This window comes from Chryseobacterium sp. JAH (genome assembly GCF_001507335.1).
GTDB lineage: Bacteria > Bacteroidota > Bacteroidia > Flavobacteriales > Weeksellaceae > Chryseobacterium.
In genome coordinates this window covers 103,962-126,002 of the sequence record NZ_LMAH01000005.1, presented here as the reverse complement: position 1 = coordinate 126,002, position 22,041 = coordinate 103,962, and the positions used below count along the sequence as shown (strand labels likewise).

General features: G+C 34.4%; 22 protein-coding genes and 3 tRNA genes. 9 read left to right on the top strand and 16 right to left on the bottom strand.

Going from position 1 to position 22,041, the window contains the following annotated elements:
* Nucleotides 1–103 precede the first annotated feature (103 nt).
* The 3 genes from AR685_RS12285 (at nt 104) to AR685_RS12275 (ending at nt 3,512) form a co-directional block, all read left to right on the top strand.
* Nucleotides 104–1,474, top strand: a complete 1,371-nt coding sequence (locus tag AR685_RS12285; protein WP_059124749.1) for a vWA domain-containing protein — start codon at nt 104–106, stop codon at nt 1,472–1,474.
* 158 nt (nt 1,475–1,632) lie between these two features.
* Nucleotides 1,633–2,307, top strand: a complete 675-nt coding sequence (locus AR685_RS12280) for an SIMPL domain-containing protein (protein WP_059124748.1) — start codon at nt 1,633–1,635, stop codon at nt 2,305–2,307.
* Between the two features lie 11 nt (nt 2,308–2,318).
* Nucleotides 2,319–3,512 (top strand): vWA domain-containing protein, encoded by a 1,194-nt coding sequence (locus tag AR685_RS12275; protein WP_059124747.1) that lies wholly within the window; start codon nt 2,319–2,321, stop codon nt 3,510–3,512.
* Nucleotides 3,513–3,739: 227 nt separating this feature from the next.
* On the opposite strand, the gene AR685_RS12270 is transcribed toward AR685_RS12275, so the two are convergent.
* A complete protein-coding gene (locus AR685_RS12270) occupies nt 3,740–4,945 on the bottom strand; it encodes an NAD(P)/FAD-dependent oxidoreductase (protein ID WP_059124746.1) in 1,206 nt (401 codons plus the stop codon).
* Nucleotides 4,946–5,055: 110 nt separating this feature from the next.
* On the opposite strand from AR685_RS12270, the gene AR685_RS12265 reads away from it, so the two are divergent.
* Complete coding sequence (locus AR685_RS12265) at nt 5,056–5,436, top strand: STAS/SEC14 domain-containing protein (RefSeq protein WP_059124745.1); 381 nt, start codon at nt 5,056–5,058, stop codon at nt 5,434–5,436.
* 33 nt (nt 5,437–5,469) lie between these two features.
* Here the strand turns inward: AR685_RS12265 and AR685_RS12260 are convergent, their stop codons facing one another.
* Entirely contained in the window at nt 5,470–6,669 is a 1,200-nt protein-coding gene (locus AR685_RS12260) for an MFS transporter (protein ID WP_059124744.1), read from the bottom strand.
* Between the two features lie 126 nt (nt 6,670–6,795).
* Between AR685_RS12260 and AR685_RS12255 the strand changes: the two genes are divergently transcribed.
* Nucleotides 6,796–7,653, top strand: a complete 858-nt coding sequence (locus AR685_RS12255) for an AraC family transcriptional regulator (protein WP_228376436.1) — start codon at nt 6,796–6,798, stop codon at nt 7,651–7,653.
* 176 nt (nt 7,654–7,829) lie between these two features.
* Here the strand turns inward: AR685_RS12255 and lipA are convergent, their stop codons facing one another.
* Together lipA and AR685_RS12245 are read right to left on the bottom strand one after the other, a co-directional pair.
* Nucleotides 7,830–8,696 carry a lipoyl synthase gene (gene lipA, locus AR685_RS12250; protein WP_047445627.1) on the bottom strand — a complete coding sequence of 289 codons (867 nt, stop codon included), beginning with the start codon at nt 8,694–8,696 and terminating at the stop codon, nt 7,830–7,832.
* 113 nt (nt 8,697–8,809) lie between these two features.
* Nucleotides 8,810–9,370: an RNA polymerase sigma factor gene (locus AR685_RS12245; protein WP_047445625.1), complete on the bottom strand. Its 561-nt coding sequence runs from the start codon at nt 9,368–9,370 to the stop codon at nt 8,810–8,812.
* 152 nt (nt 9,371–9,522) lie between these two features.
* On the opposite strand from AR685_RS12245, the gene tyrS reads away from it, so the two are divergent.
* Entirely contained in the window at nt 9,523–10,818 is a 1,296-nt protein-coding gene (gene tyrS, locus AR685_RS12240; protein WP_047445623.1) for a tyrosine--tRNA ligase, read from the top strand.
* A 64-nt stretch (nt 10,819–10,882) separates the two neighbouring features.
* On the opposite strand, the gene AR685_RS12235 is transcribed toward tyrS, so the two are convergent.
* A complete protein-coding gene (locus tag AR685_RS12235) occupies nt 10,883–11,317 on the bottom strand; it encodes a hypothetical protein (RefSeq protein WP_047445621.1) in 435 nt (144 codons plus the stop codon).
* A 271-nt stretch (nt 11,318–11,588) separates the two neighbouring features.
* Here AR685_RS12235 and AR685_RS12230 point away from each other — a divergent pair, with 271 nt between their 5' ends.
* The 3 genes from AR685_RS12230 (at nt 11,589) to AR685_RS12220 (ending at nt 14,166) form a co-directional block, all read left to right on the top strand.
* Nucleotides 11,589–12,227 (top strand): alpha/beta hydrolase, encoded by a 639-nt coding sequence (locus AR685_RS12230; protein WP_047445619.1) that lies wholly within the window; start codon nt 11,589–11,591, stop codon nt 12,225–12,227.
* A 99-nt stretch (nt 12,228–12,326) separates the two neighbouring features.
* Nucleotides 12,327–13,640 carry a PDZ domain-containing protein gene (locus AR685_RS12225; RefSeq protein WP_228376435.1) on the top strand — a complete coding sequence of 438 codons (1,314 nt, stop codon included), beginning with the start codon at nt 12,327–12,329 and terminating at the stop codon, nt 13,638–13,640.
* Nucleotide 13,641: 1 nt separating this feature from the next.
* Nucleotides 13,642–14,166: a hypothetical protein gene (locus tag AR685_RS12220; RefSeq protein WP_059124742.1), complete on the top strand. Its 525-nt coding sequence runs from the start codon at nt 13,642–13,644 to the stop codon at nt 14,164–14,166.
* Here the strand turns inward: AR685_RS12220 and AR685_RS12215 are convergent.
* The 11 genes from AR685_RS12215 to AR685_RS12165 all read right to left on the bottom strand — a co-directional run bounded on the left by AR685_RS12215 (nt 14,163) and on the right by AR685_RS12165 (nt 22,003).
* A complete protein-coding gene (locus tag AR685_RS12215; RefSeq protein WP_059124741.1) occupies nt 14,163–15,188 on the bottom strand; it encodes a L,D-transpeptidase in 1,026 nt (341 codons plus the stop codon). The genes AR685_RS12220 and AR685_RS12215 overlap by 4 nt on opposite strands.
* Nucleotides 15,189–15,919: 731 nt before the next feature.
* Nucleotides 15,920–15,993, bottom strand: a tRNA-Asp gene (locus AR685_RS12210).
* A 38-nt stretch (nt 15,994–16,031) separates the two neighbouring features.
* A tRNA-Asp gene (locus AR685_RS12205) sits at nt 16,032–16,105 on the bottom strand.
* A 37-nt stretch (nt 16,106–16,142) separates the two neighbouring features.
* Nucleotides 16,143–16,216 (bottom strand) — tRNA-Asp (locus AR685_RS12200).
* Between the two features lie 131 nt (nt 16,217–16,347).
* Nucleotides 16,348–16,665, bottom strand: a complete 318-nt coding sequence (gene trxA, locus AR685_RS12195) for a thioredoxin (protein ID WP_047445614.1) — start codon at nt 16,663–16,665, stop codon at nt 16,348–16,350.
* Nucleotides 16,666–16,736: 71 nt separating this feature from the next.
* Entirely contained in the window at nt 16,737–17,912 is a 1,176-nt protein-coding gene (locus tag AR685_RS12190; protein WP_059124740.1) for a cysteine desulfurase family protein, read from the bottom strand.
* Between the two features lie 2 nt (nt 17,913–17,914).
* A complete protein-coding gene (locus AR685_RS12185) occupies nt 17,915–18,373 on the bottom strand; it encodes a hypothetical protein (RefSeq protein WP_059124739.1) in 459 nt (152 codons plus the stop codon).
* Between the two features lie 22 nt (nt 18,374–18,395).
* A complete protein-coding gene (locus tag AR685_RS12180; protein WP_059124738.1) occupies nt 18,396–18,983 on the bottom strand; it encodes an HAD-IB family hydrolase in 588 nt (195 codons plus the stop codon).
* A gap of 6 nt (nt 18,984–18,989) precedes the next feature.
* Nucleotides 18,990–19,715, bottom strand: coding sequence for an SDR family NAD(P)-dependent oxidoreductase (locus tag AR685_RS12175; protein WP_059124737.1), 726 nt, complete (start codon nt 19,713–19,715; stop codon nt 18,990–18,992).
* Between the two features lies 1 nt (nt 19,716).
* The gene (locus AR685_RS12170) at nt 19,717–21,033 is read right to left on the bottom strand and encodes an FAD-dependent oxidoreductase (protein WP_047445602.1); all 1,317 of its coding nucleotides are present in this window, start codon (nt 21,031–21,033) and stop codon (nt 19,717–19,719) included.
* An 82-nt stretch (nt 21,034–21,115) separates the two neighbouring features.
* Nucleotides 21,116–22,003, bottom strand: a complete 888-nt coding sequence (locus AR685_RS12165) for a decaprenyl-phosphate phosphoribosyltransferase (protein ID WP_047445599.1) — start codon at nt 22,001–22,003, stop codon at nt 21,116–21,118.
* Between the last annotated feature and the right edge of the window lie 38 nt (nt 22,004–22,041).

Sequence of the window (22,041 nt, the reverse complement as noted above, 5' to 3'; positions counted from 1 at the left end):
ACTTCTTCCAAAAATTATTCACCAAGTGAAAAGCTGGATTGACCAAGTTTGCTGTTTAAGACTTTTTACGTGGATTAAGTTTGCAGTATAATTTAAAAATATCATGAAAAACAATTCAATTATTAGCAGAAACAAATATATCTATGTTTTTTTAGCTTTAGCTATTATATCAAATTTCAAAGCTCAATATGCCGTTTCTTCAGGCTCAGTTTCACATATCTTGATCAATGGTTTTTACAGCATTAATGGGCAAGGGAACATTAAAGAAAACACCATTATTGTTGAAGATTTTATGAATTATCATAAACATCAGATAAAAATCCCGAAGAAAAATGAAGTTGCCGTAAGCATTGACTTCGACAACAGACTTTTTGATTCTGATCATACATTTCTACTGCAGATCGGCGTTGCCACTCAAAATGTTGTGAATAGACCCAAAGCAAATAAAGTGAATGTTTCTCTGGTCATCGACAACAGCGGATCAATGGATGGAGGAAAACTTGAGAAAGTAAAAACTGCTTTGAAAGCATTTGTAAAAGGTCTCAAACCAAACGACATTATTTCGATTATCAAATTTGACGGGAATGCAAATATCGTTTTAAACTCAGCTAAAATGAAAGACGTGAGTGCTTTAGATAAAATGATAGACGGAATTTATCCTGCAGGGTCTACCAATATTTATGAAGGAATGATGCTTGGTTATCAAGAGGCACAGAAACATAACACCCAGGAATATAACAGCAAAGTCATACTTTTAACCGACGGCATGACGAATACCGGAATTACCGATCAAGAAATCATTCTGAAAGACTCAAAAGAATTTAATGATAAAGGAATTGACATCAGTACAATCGGAGTTGGATCACAGCTAGATTTTGATCTGTTGAGAAAAATCGCAAACAACGGTAGAGGCTCAAATTATTTTATCGGAGATACTGAAAAAGACATTCAGAAAACATTCATCGATGAACTGGAAAGCCTTCTTTATAATATCGGCAAAAAACCAAAACTCACCATCAGTCTTCCGAAAGGAATGAAAATTAAAAAGTTTTACGGTTACAGACCGCAATATACTTCCGATCATCAGGTAAATATAGAACTAGAAAATTTAGATTGTGGCCAGACGCAGATTTTTCTTTTAGAAGTTGAGAAAAACATAATTGAAGATCGTACAATTTTCACAACGTTGACTTATGAAAAAAATGATAAGATATTAACTAAAAGTTATACAGCAAGTTACAACCCTTCCACAGAAACCACTCAAAAGGAGCTCAAGAAAAATTATCAAATCGCAAAAATGATTTCTGATTTTAAACAGGCTGTAAAAGATTTATCAGAAAACAACAAAGCCAGTGCAAAAAGAATGATTCAGAATATCATTAACTATTACAACTCATACTCTGATAAAAGTGATGAAGATCTAAAACGCATTTACGATATTGCTATACGGTATTCTTCAAATCAGTATCCTTAGTACAATCAGATCATATAGATGATATTCTAATGACAGCATTATTGCTGTCATTTTTTATTGTAAAACCTTTACCAAGTGAAAACCTCAGTTCACCAAGTCTGCAGAATTTCAGCTGAGATTCATGGTAATTTTACTTTAGAAATTTAAAATAATAAATTATGAAATTGAAACACCTTTTATTAGTAGGAATCTTGGCAGCAGGAAGTTTTGTGAATGCGCAGGAAATCAAAAAAAACGCAATTGAAGTAACGGGAGTTGCTGAAATGGAAGTTGAACCCGATGAAATCATCTTCAACATCGGAATAAAAGCCGACAACAAAAATCAATTGGCAGAAAACGAAAAGCTTTTATTTGAAACTCTGAAAACCAATGGAGTGAAAAATGAAGACATCAAATTCAAATCGATGTATCAGAATTTATATTCAAAAACGACGAAGTTCACCAAGAGTTTTCAGTTTAAAGTGAATGCAAAAACCAATGTAAGTAAGCTTTTTGAGGACCTAAATCAAAAATGGGTAAGTAATCTGAATATAGCAGAAATTAAAAACACAAAAATTGCTGATTTCAGGAAAACTGTTAAGATTAATGCATTGAAAGCGGCCAAAGAAAAAGCAGATTATCTTTTGGAAAGCATCGGAAAAAAGACGGGATCACCTTTGGAAATCACTGAAATTGAAGACTACATGAGCGACTCTGTAATGCCGGTAGCCTACAGAAGCAAAATGGCCAACGTACAGCTGGAAGCAGCCGACCAAAGTGTTGATTTTGCTTTTGACAACATCGAAAACATTAAGCTGAAATTCAGCATCAAAACAAGATATGAAATTCTTTAAATAATAAAATCATGACAACTTTTAAAATCTTAACATTCGCAATAGGTACAGCAGCTTTTTTAAGTGCTAAAAATCTATCAGAAACCTTTTTTAGCAACCAGGCAAACGAAAGAAAAGTAGTGGAAAGTAATTTTTCTGTTGAGCCAAAGATTACCGTTTCAAAGGATAATAAAATTCAGGTCGCATTGCTTTTGGATACCTCAAACAGTATGGATGGACTTATCGATCAGGCAAAATCAAGACTTTGGAATATCGTGAATACTTTAACCACTTTAAAGTACAACGGACAAGCTCCGCAAATAGAAATTGCATTGTACGAATATGGAAATGATGGTTTAAAAGATGAAAATTACATCAGACAAGTCACTCCACTTACCCAGGATTTGGATCTCGTTTCGGAAAAACTTTTTGCTCTCAGAACTAACGGTGGAAGCGAATACTGCGGTGCTGTGATCCGTGATGCTTCAACGAATCTCAATTGGGATGGAAATGAAAAAAGTATGAAGCTGATTTATATTGCAGGAAATGAGCCGTTTAATCAAGGAAAAATCAGTTACAAAGATGTGATCGCAAAAGCGAAAGCGAAAAACATTTACACTAATACCATTTTTTGTGGAAGCAGAAATGAAGGAATTGAAACCTTTTGGCAAAACGGAGCGAGTCTCGGTGATGGAAAATTTTTCAACATAGATAGTGACCGAAAAGTAATTTACATTGAAACGCCTTATGACGTGAAAATTTCTCAATTTAATTCTAAACTGAATGACACCTATATTTCTTACGGAAGCCGTGGTTCTGAAATGAAAAGCAAACAGACTGCGCAAGATTCTAATGCTGAAATGCAGTCGGCGTCTAATGCTGTAGAACGTGCGGTAAGCAAATCTAAGAAAAATGCGTACAGAAATGATCATTGGGATTTGGTGGACAGAGTTGGAAACGACAAAGGTTATATTTCATCAATCAAAGAAGAGGAATTACCATCTGAATTAAAAGGAAAAAGCAAAGAAGAAATCAATAAAATTGTAGCGCAAAAGTCTGCCGACCGTGATAAAATTCAAAAAGAAATTGAGATTCTAGCCAAACAAAGACAAACTTACATTGATTCTGAAATGAAAAAGAGAGGAAATTCTGAAGGTGACGATTTAGGAAAAGCAATCGAGAAATCTATTCTTGAAATCGGAAAGAAAAATGGTTATAGTTTCTAATGAGAGAATGCAGGAATAAATTTTAATATCCTCTTAAAGTCCTAAAAAGACAATTTATATAGAATAATAGGATAAAATCTTATTCCAAATGATAAGTGTGTTTTTTACAGTCGTAGGACTATAAAGAATGTAAGTAGTTTATTATTATTTGTTTCCGGGGTTCGGCTTTGCCGAACCCCGGAAGCTTTTTAATTTACACAAATTTAATTGCTCAAATATTAAAGTAGTTATCTCCCAAATTTGAAATATTCAGATAGTTGATGTTTTTTATTTTTCATAAAATTCGATGCCATCTCCATTCCGGTTACAGAAAAGGTAATCCCATTTCCCCCAAAGCCTAACACAAAATAGGAGTTTTTAAAATTTTGATGAGCGCCAATGTAGGGAAGTCCGTCTTTTGTTTCACCGAAAGTTCCCGCCCAGACAAAATCAGTGTAAAAATGATAGTCGGGCTTTATCCTTTTCAGATTTTTAAGAATCTCTTTTTCTTTTTTATTTAATAAGGAATCACGTTTCTCAGGATCAGAAAAATCTTCGTCACCGCCCCCAATTAGAAGTCGTTCATCATCGGTTGTTCTCATATAGATGTAGGGATCATCGGTATTCCAAACAAGCGTGTGTTCTATATTTTTAAATTTATCATTGTCGATTTCAGAAACAACTGCGTATGTGCTCTTCAGGTCAACGAAATGTTCTTTAATCATTGTTTTACTTTCGTAGCCTACACAATAAATGATTTTTTTAGCTTTAATATTAAACCCATCAGTTGTCAAGGCTAAATTATGATCACGCAAATATTTCACAGATTTCATTTCAGTTTTATCAAAAACTTTTAAACCTTTATTGACATTAAATCTTAGCAACTCATGAGCAAATTTAAAGGCATCAATACTTGCTCCTTGTTTAGATAAAATTCCACCGTAAGTATTTTGAAATCCAAATTTTTCTTCAATATCTTCAATACCGAGCCAGGTAACGTCGAATCCGGCTTTTCTTCTTACTTCATATTCTTTCTCTAACCAAATTGCATCCTTCTTTTTAGAAGCAAAATATAAAGATTGCTTTCTTTTAAAACCCGAACGGGACTTTATTTCTTTGGTTAATTTTTCAAGGTCATCTATAGATTTTGAACAGGCTTTATAACTTTCTACCGCACCTTTTTCACCAATCATTTCAATCAATTCATACAATGGAGTATCTATTTCGTACTGCAGCATTGATGTTGTGGCCGAGGTGCTTCCGTTGCAGATTTCACGTTTATCAATTAAAATCGTTTGGTATCCGTCTTTTATCATTTGATGGGCAATGAGACTTCCTGTGATTCCGCCGCCGATAACAAGAACATCACATTCTTTATCAGATTTTAGCGACGGGTAAGAAGAAACAAGGCCATTTTTTAAAAGCCAGAAAGGTTCGTTAGATTTCAGGTCCATAGATTATTTTTCATAACGTAATCAAGAACTGAGCCTTAAACGCGGTCGTTGTATAATTATGGTTTAATTATTGATAAAATAAAATCACCAAACCATTTAAAATATAAATTATGATATCAATTATTAATGATGCTCCGGAAAATGTAGCAGCTTTCAACGCGAAAGGCGATGTCACCAAAGAAGACTTCGAAAACCTGGTGATTCCTCATGTTAAGAATAAAGTAGAAGAATTCGGAGAGCTGAATTATCTTTTGTACCTGGATACCGATTTAGGAAATTTCACTGCAGGAGCATGGCTTCAGGATGCATTATTAGGAATAAAAAACATCACCAAATGGAACCGCGCAGCAATTGTTACAGACAAAGAAGGAGTTCAAAATTTCACCGACATTTTCAGTGTTGTGATGCCTGGAGAATTTAAATCTTTCCCAAAAGAAAATCTCTACAACGCCCTATATTGGTGCCAAAATGGGAATGAAGTTGAAGATTAGAAAACAAAAAGAGAAGCAATTGCTTCTCTTTTTTTATTGATCACAGGTTACACATTCTGCCATGATTTCTTTTTCTTCAACATTTGGTGATCGGTACAGATAAAAATAAATAATACTGATCACTAAACCAATAATCGTCATTCCCACTCCAACAAGAGAAGGATAATTATAAGACAATCCATGTTCTAAAGGAATTCCTCCTAAGAAAGCTCCCATTGCATTGGCTATATTAAATGCTGCCTGCATGAAAGCTGCCGCCATCATTTCACTTTTCGGTGCTGCTTTCATCATCATGATATTGATTGGCGATGCAACTGACATTGAGAGAGCTCCACAAATGAAAGTTAAAATCAAAGAAATACTTTGATATTCTGAAAGGAAAAATACTCCTGATAACGAACACATCATCAAAAACAACAAAAGCACACAGGTTTTTTCAGGACCTAATTTATCAGAAAGAAAACCTCCCGCCAAATTACCAACGACCATTCCGCCACCGGCAAGAATCATCACATACGCCATATTACTGCTTTCAATTTTTGAAACAACGGTCATCAACGGAGTGATGTAACTAAACCATGTAAATAATCCACCAAAACCAATGGCCGTTATCATTAAAACCAACCACGACTGTCTGGCTTTCAGGAATTTTAATTCTTCCAGGAAATGGCTGTCCTCCTTTTTTTCCATAGCCGGAAGCCAAAGTCTTAAAGCCAATAAAGTCGCTATTCCAATGACACCTACAATCGCAAAGTACCAACGCCAATGGAATGCATGGCCAATGTAAGTAACCAAAGGAACCATCGCTAAATTAGCCACTGTCAATCCGGTAAACATTAATGAAATGTATAACGCCTCCTTCCCTTTTCCTGCCATTCTTGATGCAACCACAGTTCCAACACCGAAGAATGCTCCATGAGGTAAACCAGACATAAATCTGATGATCAGCATTGAATGATAATCAGGAGCAATCGCCGAAAGCGCATTAAAAATGGTAAAAATCACCATAAGGACTGTCAATACTTTTTTGGGTGGAAATTTCACTGAATAACCAATTAAAATGGGCGCTCCAATCACCACTCCCAAAGCGTATGCCGCAATCAAATGCCCCGCTTGAGGAATTGTAATCTTCAACGTTTCTGCAATGTCGGGAAGAAGTCCCATTATCGTAAATTCAGTGGTTCCTATCGCCAAACCACCGATTGCCAAAGGCAAAATTCTTTTATCAAACATCTATTCCAATTTCAAAGTGCAAAATTCGAGAGAATAAATGGTTTTTACTTGTTCTGAAATGATAGATTATTGTTCCGTATTGACATTTTTAAATAAATTTGCATCAATAAATAATCAAAACAGAACATGATGAAGATTCAAAAAGAAATCATTGATTTTGAAGATGGTAAATCTTTTAAAATTTTCGAACCCTCTATGAAGCACCACTTTTTCTGGCATTATCATCCAGAAATTGAATTGGTATACGTAGAAGCGTTAAGTGGAATTCGTCATGTAGGTAAAGATATCTCTGGTTTTATGGACAGTGATCTTCTCTTGGTAGGTTCAAATGTTCCGCATCTTAATTTTGATTATGGAATTAAAACTGAATACAAGCAGATTGTTTTGCAGTTTAAAGAAAATTTTCTAGAAGAAATGATTATTCCTGTTCCTGAATTTGATGATATTAAAAAGCTTTTGGATCGCTCCTATCTCGGATTATCTTTTTTTGGAGAAACGAAAAAAACAGTCGCAAAAAAGTTACATGCTATCAAACAAAAAAATCCATTTGAATCACTCCTTGCTTTGCTGGAAGTATTGCAAATCCTTTCTCAATCTACTGAAGTAAAAGAACTCAATAAAGAGGACACGCGTGTAAAATGGTTTTTAAACGATAAAATCAGGATGGGAACAATTTATGATTACATCAATGAAAATTATAATAAAAATCCTAACGTCAATGTGATTGCCGAAATGGTAAGTCTGAGTACTCCAGCCTTTTGCAGATATTTTAAAAAGCAGACTAATATGACCTTCACGGATTTTGTGAATAACTACAGAATTGATCAGGCAAAAATGCTGTTGCTGCAGAATCTATGTATTTCTGAAGTTTCTTTTCAGGTAGGTTTTGAAAGTCTTTCTTATTTCAATAAATTATTTAAAAATCACATTGGAGAAACTGCGACCGCTTTTAAGAAAAAGCACTTGAATAAAGTTGAAGGCTAAATTTCTAACGCGAACATTTCCCCTCCTCTGGAGGGGTAGCTAAAATTTCAAAGAAATTTTTGATGGGGTGGTTTTAGAGTCCTAATTTATTATCTATTAGAAGTATAAATTAGGAATCTTACTTCAACGCTTTAGTCCTCAAAAAAAATCGCTTCAAAAATGAAGCGATTTATATCTTAATGAATATGTTTTTCTGCGTGGTAAGAACTTCTTACCAAAGGGGAACTTTCTACGTGTCTGAAACCTAAGCTTCTTGCAAAATCCCCGAATTCATCGAATTCTTCAGGAGTAATGAATTTTTTCACGGGTAAATGTTTTTTCGTCGGCTGCAAATACTGACCCATTGTAATCACATCTACATTCGCATTTCTGATATCTTCAATTGTCTGGAAAACCTCATCTTTATTTTCTCCCAAACCAAGCATCAATCCTGTTTTGGTTCTGTTCTGTCCGGCTTCTTTTAAATATCTTAAAACTTCAAGGCTTCTTTCATATTTCGCCTGAATTCTTACTTCTCTGGTCAAACGTTTTACCGTTTCCATATTATGGGAAATCACTTCAGGAGCCACATCTACCATTCTGTCAAGATGTTTTGTCAACCCTTGAAAATCAGGAATTAAAGTTTCCATTGTAGTTCCAGGAGAAATTCTTCTTACGGCATTTACCGTTTCACCCCAAAGAATTGAACCCATATCTTTCAAATCGTCACGGTCAACAGAAGTTAAAACTGCGTGTTTGATTTTCATTAACTTAATCGAACGAGCCACTTTTTCCGGTTCATCCCAATTTACATCCATCGGTTTTCCGGTTTTCACCCCACAAAATCCACAGCTTCTGGTACAAATATTCCCCAAAATCATGAAAGTTGCTGTACCTTCTCCCCAACACTCACCCATATTTGGGCAACTTCCACTTTGGCAAATTGTATTTAATTTATATTTATCAACCAAGGTGCGGAGTTCTCTGTAATTTTTTCCGGTAGGAAGTTTTACACGAATCCATTTTGGTTTTTGAACGGTAGTATCCTGAACTAAATTCTCCATTTATTTCTAAAATTGACTTCAAAGTTAAGGAATTTTTTATCGACTGCGTCTACGATGCAAATTGATGGAAATAATAATTTAATTTTTCCACGTATTTCACAGACCATTATAAACTAGTTATCCTCAAAATCATTATTTTTCAACAACTCAGCTAATACCTTTTTAGCACGCATTACTCTTACTTTCGTGTTGGCAACAGAAATCCCCAACTCTTCTGCAATTTCTTTAATGCTTTTTTCTTCAAAGAATCTTAATTTAATAATATCCTGATAGTTACCATCTAAAGACTCGATGGTTTTGATGATTTTCTTTTGCTCTTCATCAGAAATCATCAGCTCTTCAGGAGATTTTGCGTAGTGATTTTTCACTTCATCTAAATTTCCTGTCGGATCCTGATTTTCTCTGCTTTTTCTTCGCCAAAAATCGATAATCGTGTTTTGAGCAATCGTCAGAATCCAAGTTTTAAACTGAAAATGAGGATCATACAAATCCAATTTAGATAAAACTTTTGAAAAGACATTGACTGTAATTTCATCGGTATCATTTTCGTCATGTACCTTTTTCATCACAAAAGAAAAAACATCGACCCAAAAAACATTGATGAGTTTTGTTTGGGCTTTTTGGTCTTTCTCCTTTGCCAGCTGGATAAGCGAAAATAATTGTTCGTCTTTCATTACTAACAAATTTATTAAAATTAAAAGAGTAAATAATTAAAAAATTCAAGAATTTGGGATTTTAGAAATTTAGATAAAGCCGTGAAACTGTCTATTTATTTCACATTCTATATTTTACTTATCTTTGCACCTTAAATTTTAAATAAAAAATAATGAACTCTTTTATTGAAGAACTGAAATGGCGAGGTCTTTTTTCTGACATGATGCCCGGAACTGATGAACAACTGAATAAGGAGATGACCACTGCCTATATCGGGTTCGATCCTACCGCAGATTCTTTACATATAGGAAGTCTTATTCAGATTAAAATATTGGCTCACTTTCAACAGCACGGTCACAAGCCAATCGCTCTGGTAGGTGGTGCTACGGGAATGATTGGTGATCCTTCTGGGAAATCTGCAGAAAGAAATCTTCTGGATGAAGAGACCCTTTTGCATTACGTTGACTGTCTTCAAAACCAACTTTCTAGATTTTTAAACTTTGAAGGAAATGAAACCAACAAGGCAGAATTGGTAAACAATTATGATTGGATGAAGAAAATTTCGTTCCTTGACTTTGCTAAAAATGTGGGAAAAAACATCACCGTTAATTATATGATGGCTAAAGATTCTGTAAAGAAAAGACTTTCCGGAGAAGCAGGTGTTGACGGAATGAGTTTTACAGAATTTACTTACCAATTAATTCAGGGATATGACTTCCTGCATTTATACCAAAACAATAACGTAAAACTTCAGATGGGAGGTTCTGATCAGTGGGGAAATATCACTACAGGAACAGAATTAATCCGTAGAAAAGCGCAAGGAACAGCGTTCGCATTAACCGTTCCATTGATAACAAAAGCTGACGGATCGAAATTCGGAAAATCTGAAAGTGGAGAAAATTATTGGCTAGACAAAAAGAAAACTTCACCTTACAAATTTTACCAGTTTTGGCTGAATGCGACCGATGCTGACGCAGAGAGATTTATAAAATTCTATACTTTCTTGGAAAAAGAGGAGATTGAAAATTTAATTGCAGATCATCAAACAGATCCTGGTGAAAGAAAATTACAAAAGAAACTGGCTGAAGAGGTTACCGTTTGGGTTCATGGTAGAGAGGAATATGAAAGAGCTCTGAAAGCGACTAAAATTCTTTTCGGAAAATCAACAGCTGAAGATTTAGCAGGTCTCAATGAAGAAATTTTCTTAGAGATTTTTGAAGGTGTTCCTCAGAAAGATGTCGCTAAAGCTGAAGTTCTAGGAATCAATATCGTTGATTTACTTTCTGAAAAATCTGGATTTCTGAAATCTAAAAGTGAAGCTACTAGAGAGTTGAAAGGAAATGCAATCTCTGTAAATAAAGAAAAAGTAAACGAAGTTTATACTGCTAATGAATCTGATTTGATTGATGGGAAATTCCTGCTCCTTCAAAAAGGTAAAAAGAATTATTTCATTGTAAAAGCGATTTAATTATCATATTACATACAAAACAAAAAACCGCCAATCGGCGGTTTTTTTTATTTATTTAAATTTTTTAAAGCTCTAAGAAGCTGTGATCAATAGAAGCATCCTGTGTTCCTGATCCTGTAGCAGTATCTGATTTTGCTACAACTCCATCCACATACAGAGTAACAATCAATTCAGAATCTGCATTTGGCAAAACTGCATTAGCGTCCAAATTAAGTTGAGACTGACTAGAATTCACAAAAAATTCATCACTTGCCCAAATTACTCCAGGAGGATCAAATGTCGTGTTCTGACTTACTCCAACTTGTGTAACAATCGTTTTCAAAACCGGATCTCCAGACCCTGTTCCTTTCGTTGCTTTTACTTCAAACTGTACAAGGTGATCCTGAAACTCGTCTTCGTCATCCTCTTTACAAGAATTCATAACAGATACAACTGAAAATAATGCGACTACTAAAAATGAAAGTCTATGTAATTTTTTTGATTTGTAAATTTGCTTCATTTCTCCGAATAGATTTTTAATGTTTCAAATATAGGTTTTTTATCAATATAAAAATAACTTTTATGAAAAATTTCCAATAAAGATTTACAAACAATATCAAATCAACAAAAGATTCTGAGGCAATTATGCCTCAAAAATTAATCTTATAAGTAAACTTTTTAAAATCAGGATAAATCATTATTATCTATCTTTGTTCTTTAAAAATCGCTCAGGGGCAAACAAAAATCTCCTTAGTAAAACGATTTAAATAATTAAATTAGATTCCCATTATATGAATTTAGATTATATCGTAAGAGAACCGGAAAATATCAATGCAAAAACTCCAATTCTCTTTATGCTTCATGGCTACGGCAGTAATGAGCAGGATTTATTCAGTTTCAGAGACAATCTTCCAGCTGACTGGATTTTGGTAAGTTTCAGAGCTCCTAGAGCAACACAGTTTGAGGGTTATTCTTGGTTTGATATTGATTTTAATAATCCAGAGCAATTTATAGATATTGATCAGGCAAAAGAAGTGTTAAACAGTGTTTTGGAAAACATAATGGCTATCACCAATAAATATGGGCTTACCGAAAACAAAACTCATCTCTGTGGATTCAGTCAGGGTGGTATTTTATGTTATAGTCTAGCTTTAAAATATCCTGATCTTTTCAATTACGTTGCGTGCTTGAGTAGTTATCCTGAAGAAAAATTGCTAACCGACATTGTAAAAGATAAAAAGAGACTCGAAAAACTACGCTTCTTTGTTTCTCACGGAACTGACGATGCAATCATTCCAATGGAATGGGGCCGAAAAGCAGCTGATCTTCTGTATGATTTAAGCTGTTATTTCACCTTTAGAGAATATATGAGCGGTCACGGTGTCAACCAGAAAAACTACATAGATTTAATGGAATTCTTTTCGAAATAAAGAATTTTCATCCATAATAATAAGACATTCTCAAAAATTGAGAATGTTTTTTTATTTCGGTAAGAAATATTTCATTACTTTCAATACATGAAATTTCTCATGTTTTTACTCACCTTCTTTGTGTGCATTTTTGCGAATGCTCAGAATAGTTTTGAGATAAAAAAAGCAAAGAAGGTGGTTGTTCCTTTTAAACTTATTAATAATTTAATTTTCATTCCTATAACGGTAAATGGTGCTGAACTCATCTTTTTACTGGATACTGGTGTTGCTGAAACCACTATTTTCAGTTTAGAAAATAAAGAAATGAGGCTTTCAAAATTAGAAAAAATGAGATTTTCCGGACTTGGTGGAAGTACGAGCATAGAAGGTTTTAAATCTGATCATAATGTGGGTAAAATAGGAGAAAATTTCGTCAATACATCTTTTACGCTTTTTATTATTCTTGACCAAAACATTAATTTGTCATCTCACGTCGGGATTCCGGTGAATGGAATTATTGGCTATCATTTCTTTAAAAATCATCCTGTACTTATTGATTACACTTCAAAAAAGATTACAATATATAAAGACAAAGAACTTTTCTCAAAAAAAATAAAAAAGTTTGATGAACTTCCTATTTCAGTTGAACGAAATAAACCTTATGTATTTGCTGATGTAGAAATGACTAATGAAAGAAAAAGCTCTAAACTCTTACTCGATTTGGGAAACAGCGATGCTATTTGGCTCTTCCCTACTTTGATTAAAGATTTTGTGTACAATCGCCCAAATATTGAAGATTATCTTGGCAGAGGTTTCAATGGAGATATTTATGGTAAAAGGAGCAGGATTCATCATTTTTATTTAGGTAATTTTAAATTTGAAAAACCTTTAACTGCGATGCCTGATGAATTTTCTATCCAGCATGTCAGTCTAGTAGGCGAGAGAAAAGGTTCGGTTGGGGGTGATATTTTAAGACGTTTCACAACAGCATTTGATTACGCCAACCAAAAATTATATTTAAAGAAAAACGGCAACTACGACGATCCTTTTCATTTCAATATGAGTGGTTTAGATTTTCAGCAGGACGGTATGCAGTGGGAAAAAGATATAGTTAATCTGGAAAGTAAAAAGAAAGACAATGCAGGAACAGGTGTTGAAGTAATCAATAACAGTTTACAGTATAAATTTGTTTTAAAACCCATATTTTCAATTGCGGGAGTACGAAAGGACTCTCCAGCTGATAAAGCCGGCCTGAAAAAGGGGGATCAATTGATATCAATTAACGGAAGAAAAACGGCAGATATGACGCTGCAGAAAATTATGGAAATGATGAAATCTGATGAAAACAAAACGATTAATATGCTTATTGTAAGAAAAAATCAGGAACTTACCTTCAGTTTTAAACTAGAAGATCCAATCCCTTACCAAGAATGATATGCAGACAGAGGAAACCACTTTAGATAAAATAAGAAACCGCCCAAGATTTAAGATGTATACACATCTGAGTAAAGAGATATATGCCGAGAATTTAAAAAAATATCTAGCAGAACATAAAGGCGAATTTTCCGGAAACATTAACAAAGAAATGGCTACAATCTGGGTAGAAACGAAATACGAACAATATTGGCAACCCCAGTTATCACTTCGCACAGAGATTGAAGACGATCAAACCGTCATCAGAGGAGTTTTTGGGCCCAGCTCTTCAGTATGGACATTTTTCATGTTTCTTTACTTCCTCTTTTCCATTCTTTGGATGACGTTTTTTACTATGTATTATGTAGAAAAACAAATTAAAAGCTTTGAATACCCATGGGCTCTGAACGCTTCTTTTATCATGCTGTTCTTGATCGCCGTAACTTATGGTGCGGCAAGAATCGGACAGGTAAAAGCCAAAGATGAGATGAAAAAACTGAGAAAGTTTGCCGAAGAATCTACCCTTCAGTTTGAAAAGAAAAGTTAGTTGGAAGTTTCCGGTTCTTCAATCGGAGCTTTTACTTCCATAGCTTTAGCAGACTGTATAGAATCTGCAACTTTTTCTCTGTTAGTTTGTTCAGCTACCATCTTTTCAACATGAGGTTTAATCAAATTGGTCATCTCTTCTACCGAAATATTATTGGCATTAGGATCATTTAGAAGATTCCGCCAAGGCTTTCTCTTTCCCCAAGGATAATCTCCAAAAACTATAACAGGCGTCCCATTTGCTTTTTTGGTTGCTCCTCCAGGGTTTAAAATCCATGTATCTGCATAATTATATAACCAAATCGCATCTCTCATCAATAATCTAAGGCATGAGTGAGAAGCGGGGTAACCCGGAAGATCATACTGATGCCATCCAATGCCGCCTGTATTGTGTATATTGAAATTATAAGGCAATTTCCATTCGCTTTTAACAGTTGATATCGCTAATTTCTTTTTCCAGTTGGCAAACATTAATCCTCTGGTGGTCTGCGCACTTTTTTTTCCCATGCTTGTAGGTCCCCATTTCACTAAGGCTCCGTTGGAATATACTGCGTATGCCTGAATAGGATACGAAAACACTACAAATTTCTTAACATCGCTCAATACATCAAGCTGCATTGGAAAGGGTGAATAAGCCATTAAGGTAGTGTCAATCTTTGCTGGAACTATCAAGGTGTCGGAATTCCATTTGCTTTTCGAATCTAATCTATTGAGAGCTAAAATGGTGTAACGCTCTCTTTCAGTATATTTTTTACTAAAAATAGCGTACATGGAATCTCTTAACTTTTTATCTTTTGGAATTGGAAATGCATTATAAAAACCATTTTCCTGTATTGCGGGAGGCACTGATTCTTTAATCTCAGTTTTCGTAGCTACTGAATCTGATTTTTTGTCATCTGACAAAGTTCCGCTTTGTGTATTTTGTTGATCGTCTATTTTCTCGTTATCTTTCTTACATCCGGTAAGTATTAACATCAATAGCAAAGTGTAGAAGAATGATTGTTTCAAGAATAATTTTTTCATAAATATATAGTGGTCATTGAGTTTGTACTAAAGATACAAATATCAGACCTAAAAACTTTTAATCTCAAAAAAATGTTTCGTATACCATGTACTCAATTGAGATTGAAAATTTTACAGTACAATAAAAAGTTCTACTTTACAGCAATTTATAATTTTATCATAGTAGTCGCTAAAATTCCCATGGCAGATATCCTGTTTTTTTTGTGTACGAGTGTATCCGTAAAGAATATAGCGTACGATCCCAGAACATAACAGGACGATGATTCCAGCGTTTCTAAATTGTTTTACTAAGCTAAAAACAGGAAGTTGTTTTACAACTACTATGTGAATATTTAAGCAGTACCATCTAATAGTCAATGATGTTAATGGAATAAGATAGATGGCCACGGCAACATCCTATATTTCTTTAAGTACTCTTGTATTATGTTATTACAATCATTGAATATTTTGATTTTGCCAAGATAACGCTAAATATATTTAACCTAAATCCTTTAGTCTCTAGTTGACAATATATCTGACGTCTAAAAATAACTGACGGGCTTATTTCGTAGGATTCTAATTCATTTAAAGACTTTCCTAGTGGCAAGAATGTTTCTTATGGAAAAGATTTTTCAAACGTTGCTCCGAGTCAGATTCGGTAGCGCACCGAGACTTCAACTACAGGAAAAAATAAAAAAAATGCTTTAAAACATATGTTTTAAAGCATTTGAACCACTTTGATATTGCAGTTGCGATCCGGACGGGACTCGAACCCGCGACCTCCGCCGTGACAGGGCGGCATTCTAACCAGCTGAACTACCGGATCAATTTTCTTTTAAAAGTAAATTGAATAAAAACTTTCTGCGATCCGGACGGGACTCGAACCCGCGACCTCCGCCGTGACAGGGCGGCATTCTAACCAGCTGAACTACCGGATCAATTTTCTTTTAAAAGTAAATTGAATAAAAACTTTTGCGATCCGGACGGGACTCGAACCCGCGACCTCCGCCGTGACAGGGCGGCATTCTAACCAGCTGAACTACCGGATCTTTTACTTTAACTCAGATATTATCTTCTGTTATTGTGGTTGCAAAAATACAACTTTTAAGCGAATCCGCAAGTATTTTAATAAAAAAAATGCTTCCCTTTACGGAAAGCATTCATTATCAAAGCGATTTTTTTACAAGTGTGCACTTAATTTCTCAGCGATGATCTCTTTTGGAGTAACACCTACCAATTTATCTACTACCTCACCATTCTTGAATATAAGAACTGTAGGGATATTTCTGATCCCGTACTGCATAGAAATTTCTTGATTGTTATCTACATCTACTTTTCCTACGACAGCTTTTCCTTCAAAATCTGCTGCTACTTCTTCGATGATCGGTCCTAAAGTTCTGCATGGTCCACACCATACTGCCCAAAAGTCTACCAATACTGGTTTATCAGATTTTAAAACTGTTTCCTGAAACGAGCTATCCGTAATTTCTAAAGCCATTTTTTTATTTTTAATTATTAATATTCTATTTTAATTTCTACGATCAAAATTACAATTTTTAAGCGATAAGACTATCTATGCTCAACATTTGTATTTTCTATGATTAAGTCTTTAGAGATTTCTGTCAGAGCATTCACAAATACATCAATATCTGCTTTCGTCGTCATGTGACTAAACGAAACTCTTAAAGGGGTGCAATGATCCATTTCATCTTCAGAAAGCACCATCATCATCACCATAGAAGGTTTTGAAGCACCTGATGAACATGCACTTCCCTGAGACACTGCAATTCCTTTCATGTCAAGCTGCAAACCAATCAGAGGATTCTTATAAGGCAGCAATAGACTTACTACCGTGTAAAGACTGTTCTCTTTCTCGGAACTTCTTCCGTTGAATTTTACACCCGGAATGGCTTCTAAAACTTTATCGATAGTATATTGCTTTATATCCTGCATATGTTGTGTGTATGCATCCATATTAGCAAGAGAAAGTTCCAAAGCTTTACCCAAACCTGCAATACCGCTTACATTTTCAGTACCTGCTCTTAAACTTCTTTCCTGAGGTCCACCGGTAATAATTCCTTTTAGACCACTAGATTTTCTGATGAAAGCAAAACCAATTCCTTTCGGACCATGAAATTTATGTGCACTGCAAGAGGCGAAATCTACAGGAATTTCAGAAAAATCTAAATTCATATGCGCCATTGTCTGCACTGTATCAGAATGAAATAATGCATTATTTACCTTACATAATTCTGCAATCTTTTTAATATCTACAATGTTTCCGATTTCGTTATTGGCATGCATCAAACTTACCAAAGTCTTTTTATCAGAAGCTTTCAGCAATTCTTCAAGCTTATTTAAATCAATATCTCCCTTTTCATTAGGACGGATGTAAGCAACTTCAACACCCTTTCTATTTTTCATGTCTAAAATGCTCTCCGAAACGCATTTGTGCTCCATTGGAGAACTAATGATTCTTTCAACACCTAAATGCTCAACACTAGATTTGATAATCATATTGTTTGATTCTGTACCGCAAGAGGTAAAAATAATCTCTGCAGGAGTTACGTGAAGATAATCAGCAATCTGCCTTCTTACATTTTCAATTAAAATTTTAGCATCCTGTCCGAAACTATGTGTTGAAGATGGATTTCCAAAATTTATTTTCATGGTTTCTACCATAGCATCAATAACTTCTTCTGAAAGTGGTGTTGTGGCAGCGTTATCTAAATATATTTTATTCATTTTTATTTTGAATATTTTAATTCTACTGAAGTGAACTGATAATTTGAGGGAACCGAAAAGATAAACCAAGGACTTGACATCACCTGAATTTCCATACCTCCCGACTGATATTGTGGAATTTCCACGTACAAGACATTATTTTTTACCGAAATACTTTTAATTTCAGTAACCTTATGATCTCCCGAGTTGAAAGTCCCTAAATTGTATAAAACAACTTTTTTATTATTTTGAAATACAGGAATATCGATTACCGGATCTCTACCAGATTTACTGAAATTTTCTGTAATACTGTTTTTTAGTTCTGCCTGATCTTTTATGATTTTGAAACCTGGCTGGTCTCCTCCACCCTGCGATTCTGAAGCAATAATTTCTCCTTGTGCCTTTATATCTTTTGAGTTATTTGGCACAGCATTCGTACAGCTCATAACGAGTGCCAAAAGCAATATAAGAAGTTTATTCATAATTAATAATTATCTTTCAAAATTAGTGAAAAAATTGATAATGTCCTTCATTTGCCCACTTGAGCATATACTTGTCTCCGGAAGTGTCTCCGAATGCTATGATTTTATCATATTTTGAGTCATTTATTTCTGCTTTTATTCTTTCCAGTTTCTCTTTTCCGTTGCAGTTTTTTCCAATAAAATTCCCCGTAAAAACACCGTTTTTAAATTCCGCTTTGGTGGCAACAAGATTCATCTGTAATTTTTCCGCAAAAGGTTTTGTCCAAATGTCAAGAGAAGCCGTTACCATTAAGCTTTCCGTATGTTCTCTGTCTATATTATCAATAAAATCAAGTGCATTTTCCCGTACAATTTTCGGATAATTTTCTTCAAAAAATTGTCTGGATTTTTCTTCAATCTTCGTCTGAAGCTGGCCTTTAAGAATAGAACCGATGAAGCTTTTTTTCACTTTTTCAGTTTCAGCCAACTTTAATTTCAATAAAATAAATAGCGGAACATGTTTTACAAACTGCACCCGAAATTTTGATGGATTGTAAAATTTAAGATACAAAAACATTGTATCCTTATAAGTCAAAGTGCCGTCAAAATCAAAACAATACAATTTTTTCATTTACTACTAAAGCTTTAATTTTTTAAATATAAACTCAGGTATATTTCTGATGATCATCATAATAACGCCCCAAACCGGTAAAACGTATGCCACATTCTTTTGTTTTTTAAAAGCTTTGTAAATACATTCTGCAGCTTGCTTTGGAGTAGCTGTTAATTTCGGATTTAATGGTAAACCTTCCGTCATTTTAGTTGCCATAAATCCAGGTTTTACGGTCAGGACATGAACTTTCTTCTCAAAAAGATAGTTTCTCAGTCCACTCAAATACGCTGTAAAAGCTGCTTTTGCACTTCCGTAAATAAAATTACTCTGTCTTCCTCTGTCACCTGCAACGGATGAAAGCCCAATGATTGTCCCCGATCTTCTGCTTTCAAATTTCTGTGCAAAATAATTGATTACAGGAACCAATTTTGAATAATTAATATCTATAATTCTCTGTGTATTTTTGTTGTCATAAAGACCTTCTTCCGTGCCTTCACCCAAAAAGCCTATTGCACAAAACAACAGATTTGAATTGATAGAATCAAAATCCTGATAATTGATCTCTTTGATGAGATTAAGCTCGATGACTTCAGATTGCTGTAGAAATTTCACATCAATATGTCTTGCAAACCTTTCCGTTGTTTCTTTATTTGAGGTAAAAAGATAAATCTTTTCAAACTTTTCGCCTTTTTGCAATGCCTTTTCTACAAAAGCCTGCGCCACTTCAGATGTACTTCCTAAAACTATCATTCTACTTATTATTTAGGATTCTTTTGTGCTGTAAAGACACAAATTTTGAGCTTTGAACATTTTTGAGGTAATCTGTAAGGCAAGATCTGCTCATGCTGTCTTTTGTAAGATAAATTCTCCCACCAAATTCCTGAACGATCTCATCTAGTTTATCAACTAATTTTTTCAGTTTTGAATTTACTTTAAAATCCAATGCCAATGTGTAACCTTCAAACGGAAAAGAATTGTATGCTTGAGGATTGCTTTTTCCAAACAGCTTTAGAACTGCTAAAAAAGATCCATTTCCGCTATTGGCAATGGTTTCCAAGATCTTTTTCATCCCTTCTTTCCCCTTTTCTTTGGGAATCACCATTTGATACTGAATGAATCCTGATTTTCCGTAGATCTTATTCCAATCAGTTACTGCATCCAAGGGATAAAAGAATGTTTCATAATCAACAAAATTCTTCAGTTCTTTCTTCGATTGCTTTGTATAATATAAAAAATTAAAAAATCTTACACTAAATGCATTTAAAACAAATCCAGGAAAATAAAAAGGTACGGTTAAAGAGAGTTTTTTCTTTAAAACCAATGGGTTTTCAGCCTCATTCGCTGATAATTCATGACGGTAAGCATGTTCGCCACGCATCAAAATACTTCTTCCGATATTTTTCCCTCGTTGAAGGCAGTCAATCCAGGCAACCGTATAGGTCCAGTTTTCACTCTCTTCAAAAAGTCTGAATATTTCGTCTATATTTTCGGCTTTTATACTTTCTTGACGAATGTATGCGGTTTCAATATTTTTAAGTTTAAATTTTGCTGAAAGAATGACACCCGTAAGTCCCATTCCACCGATAGTTGCCCAGAATTTCTCTGTATTCTCAGCTCTGGAACAAATGATGATGTCACCGTTCTCAATCATCAGTTTAAATTCAAGTATATATTCCGAGAAACATCCTTCAGCATGATGATTTTTCCCATGTACATCAGATGCAATCGCTCCACCTAAAGAAACGAACTTGGTTCCCGGAGTTACGTATAAAAAATAACCTTGAGGAACAGAAATCTCCAAAACTTCTGAAAGCAAAACTCCAGATTCGCATTCAATAATGCCATTAAGACGGTCGAAACTGATGAATTTGTTCAATTTTTTAGAGGAAAATATATTTTCGCCCAAAGAAGCATCACCATAGCATCTTCCGTTTCCTCTTGCAATAACTTCATTGTGATTGAGTACAAAGTCTTTTATCTTTTCGAAGCTATCTTCAGACCTCATTTCTTTTTCCACTACAGGAAAATTGCCCCAATTTGTAATTTTCTGTTTAAAATTTGGCTTCATCTGTAATTATTTATTTTTTTTAGCTCAGATGCAATCACCACAAAACTTTGGTTATTTTTTATAATTTTCAGTCTTCGTGATTTCATTTTTTAAAATAAATCTGAATTAAAAATGCAGCAACCCACAAAATTAAAGTGATTTGAATATATCGGTCTCTATAAACAATTTTCGTAGGCGATTCGGTTCTGTTGTACACCAGAGTCTGCTGTAAGTATCTCAAAAATGCAAATACAACAAAAATAACAGTATAAAAAACTCTTGCATGAAATTTCTCCTGAACTTCAGGAGACAAGGTAAACATCAGATAACAGATAATTGCCAATGTCACAGAAATAGAAAGTGCAATATCTGCAAACTGAACATTATAACCATCCAGTGCTTTTCTCGTTTTCCCAGAAACCTGCGCATTGATGAGCTCTCCGCGTCTTTTCCCTATTGCTAGAACCAATGCGAGAACAAAAGTCAGCAACGTTGCCCACTGTGAAATGAAAATCCCTGTAATATAACCTCCGGCCTGGACCCGCAATACAAATCCTGTTGCAATGATGAAAATATCTATAATAGGAACGTGTTTTAATTTGAAAGTATAGGCAAGATTCATCACAAAATAAACACCGATGATGGTTGCAAACTTCCACAGAATCTCATTAAAATAAAACTGTGAAAAAAAGATCAGAATAATATCGACAATAATCAAACCTGCGAGAACTGATAAAGCTCTGGACTTGGAAATTGCGCCACTCGCCAAAGGTCTCCTTCTCTTCTCCGGATGTTGTTTGTCTGCATCAATATCATTATAATCATTTAAAATATAAACAATACTTGCGGCCAAAGAAAAAATGATGAAAGCAAAAATACTTTTACTGAGTAGATCTATATTTTTGATGTTACCTGAAAAAAATAGAGGAACAAATACAAAAAGATTTTTGACCCACTGTTCTACGCGAAGTAGTTTGAGATATTTTTTCATTAATGTTATTTCGATTGCAAAAATAGTGAATTTAAAGC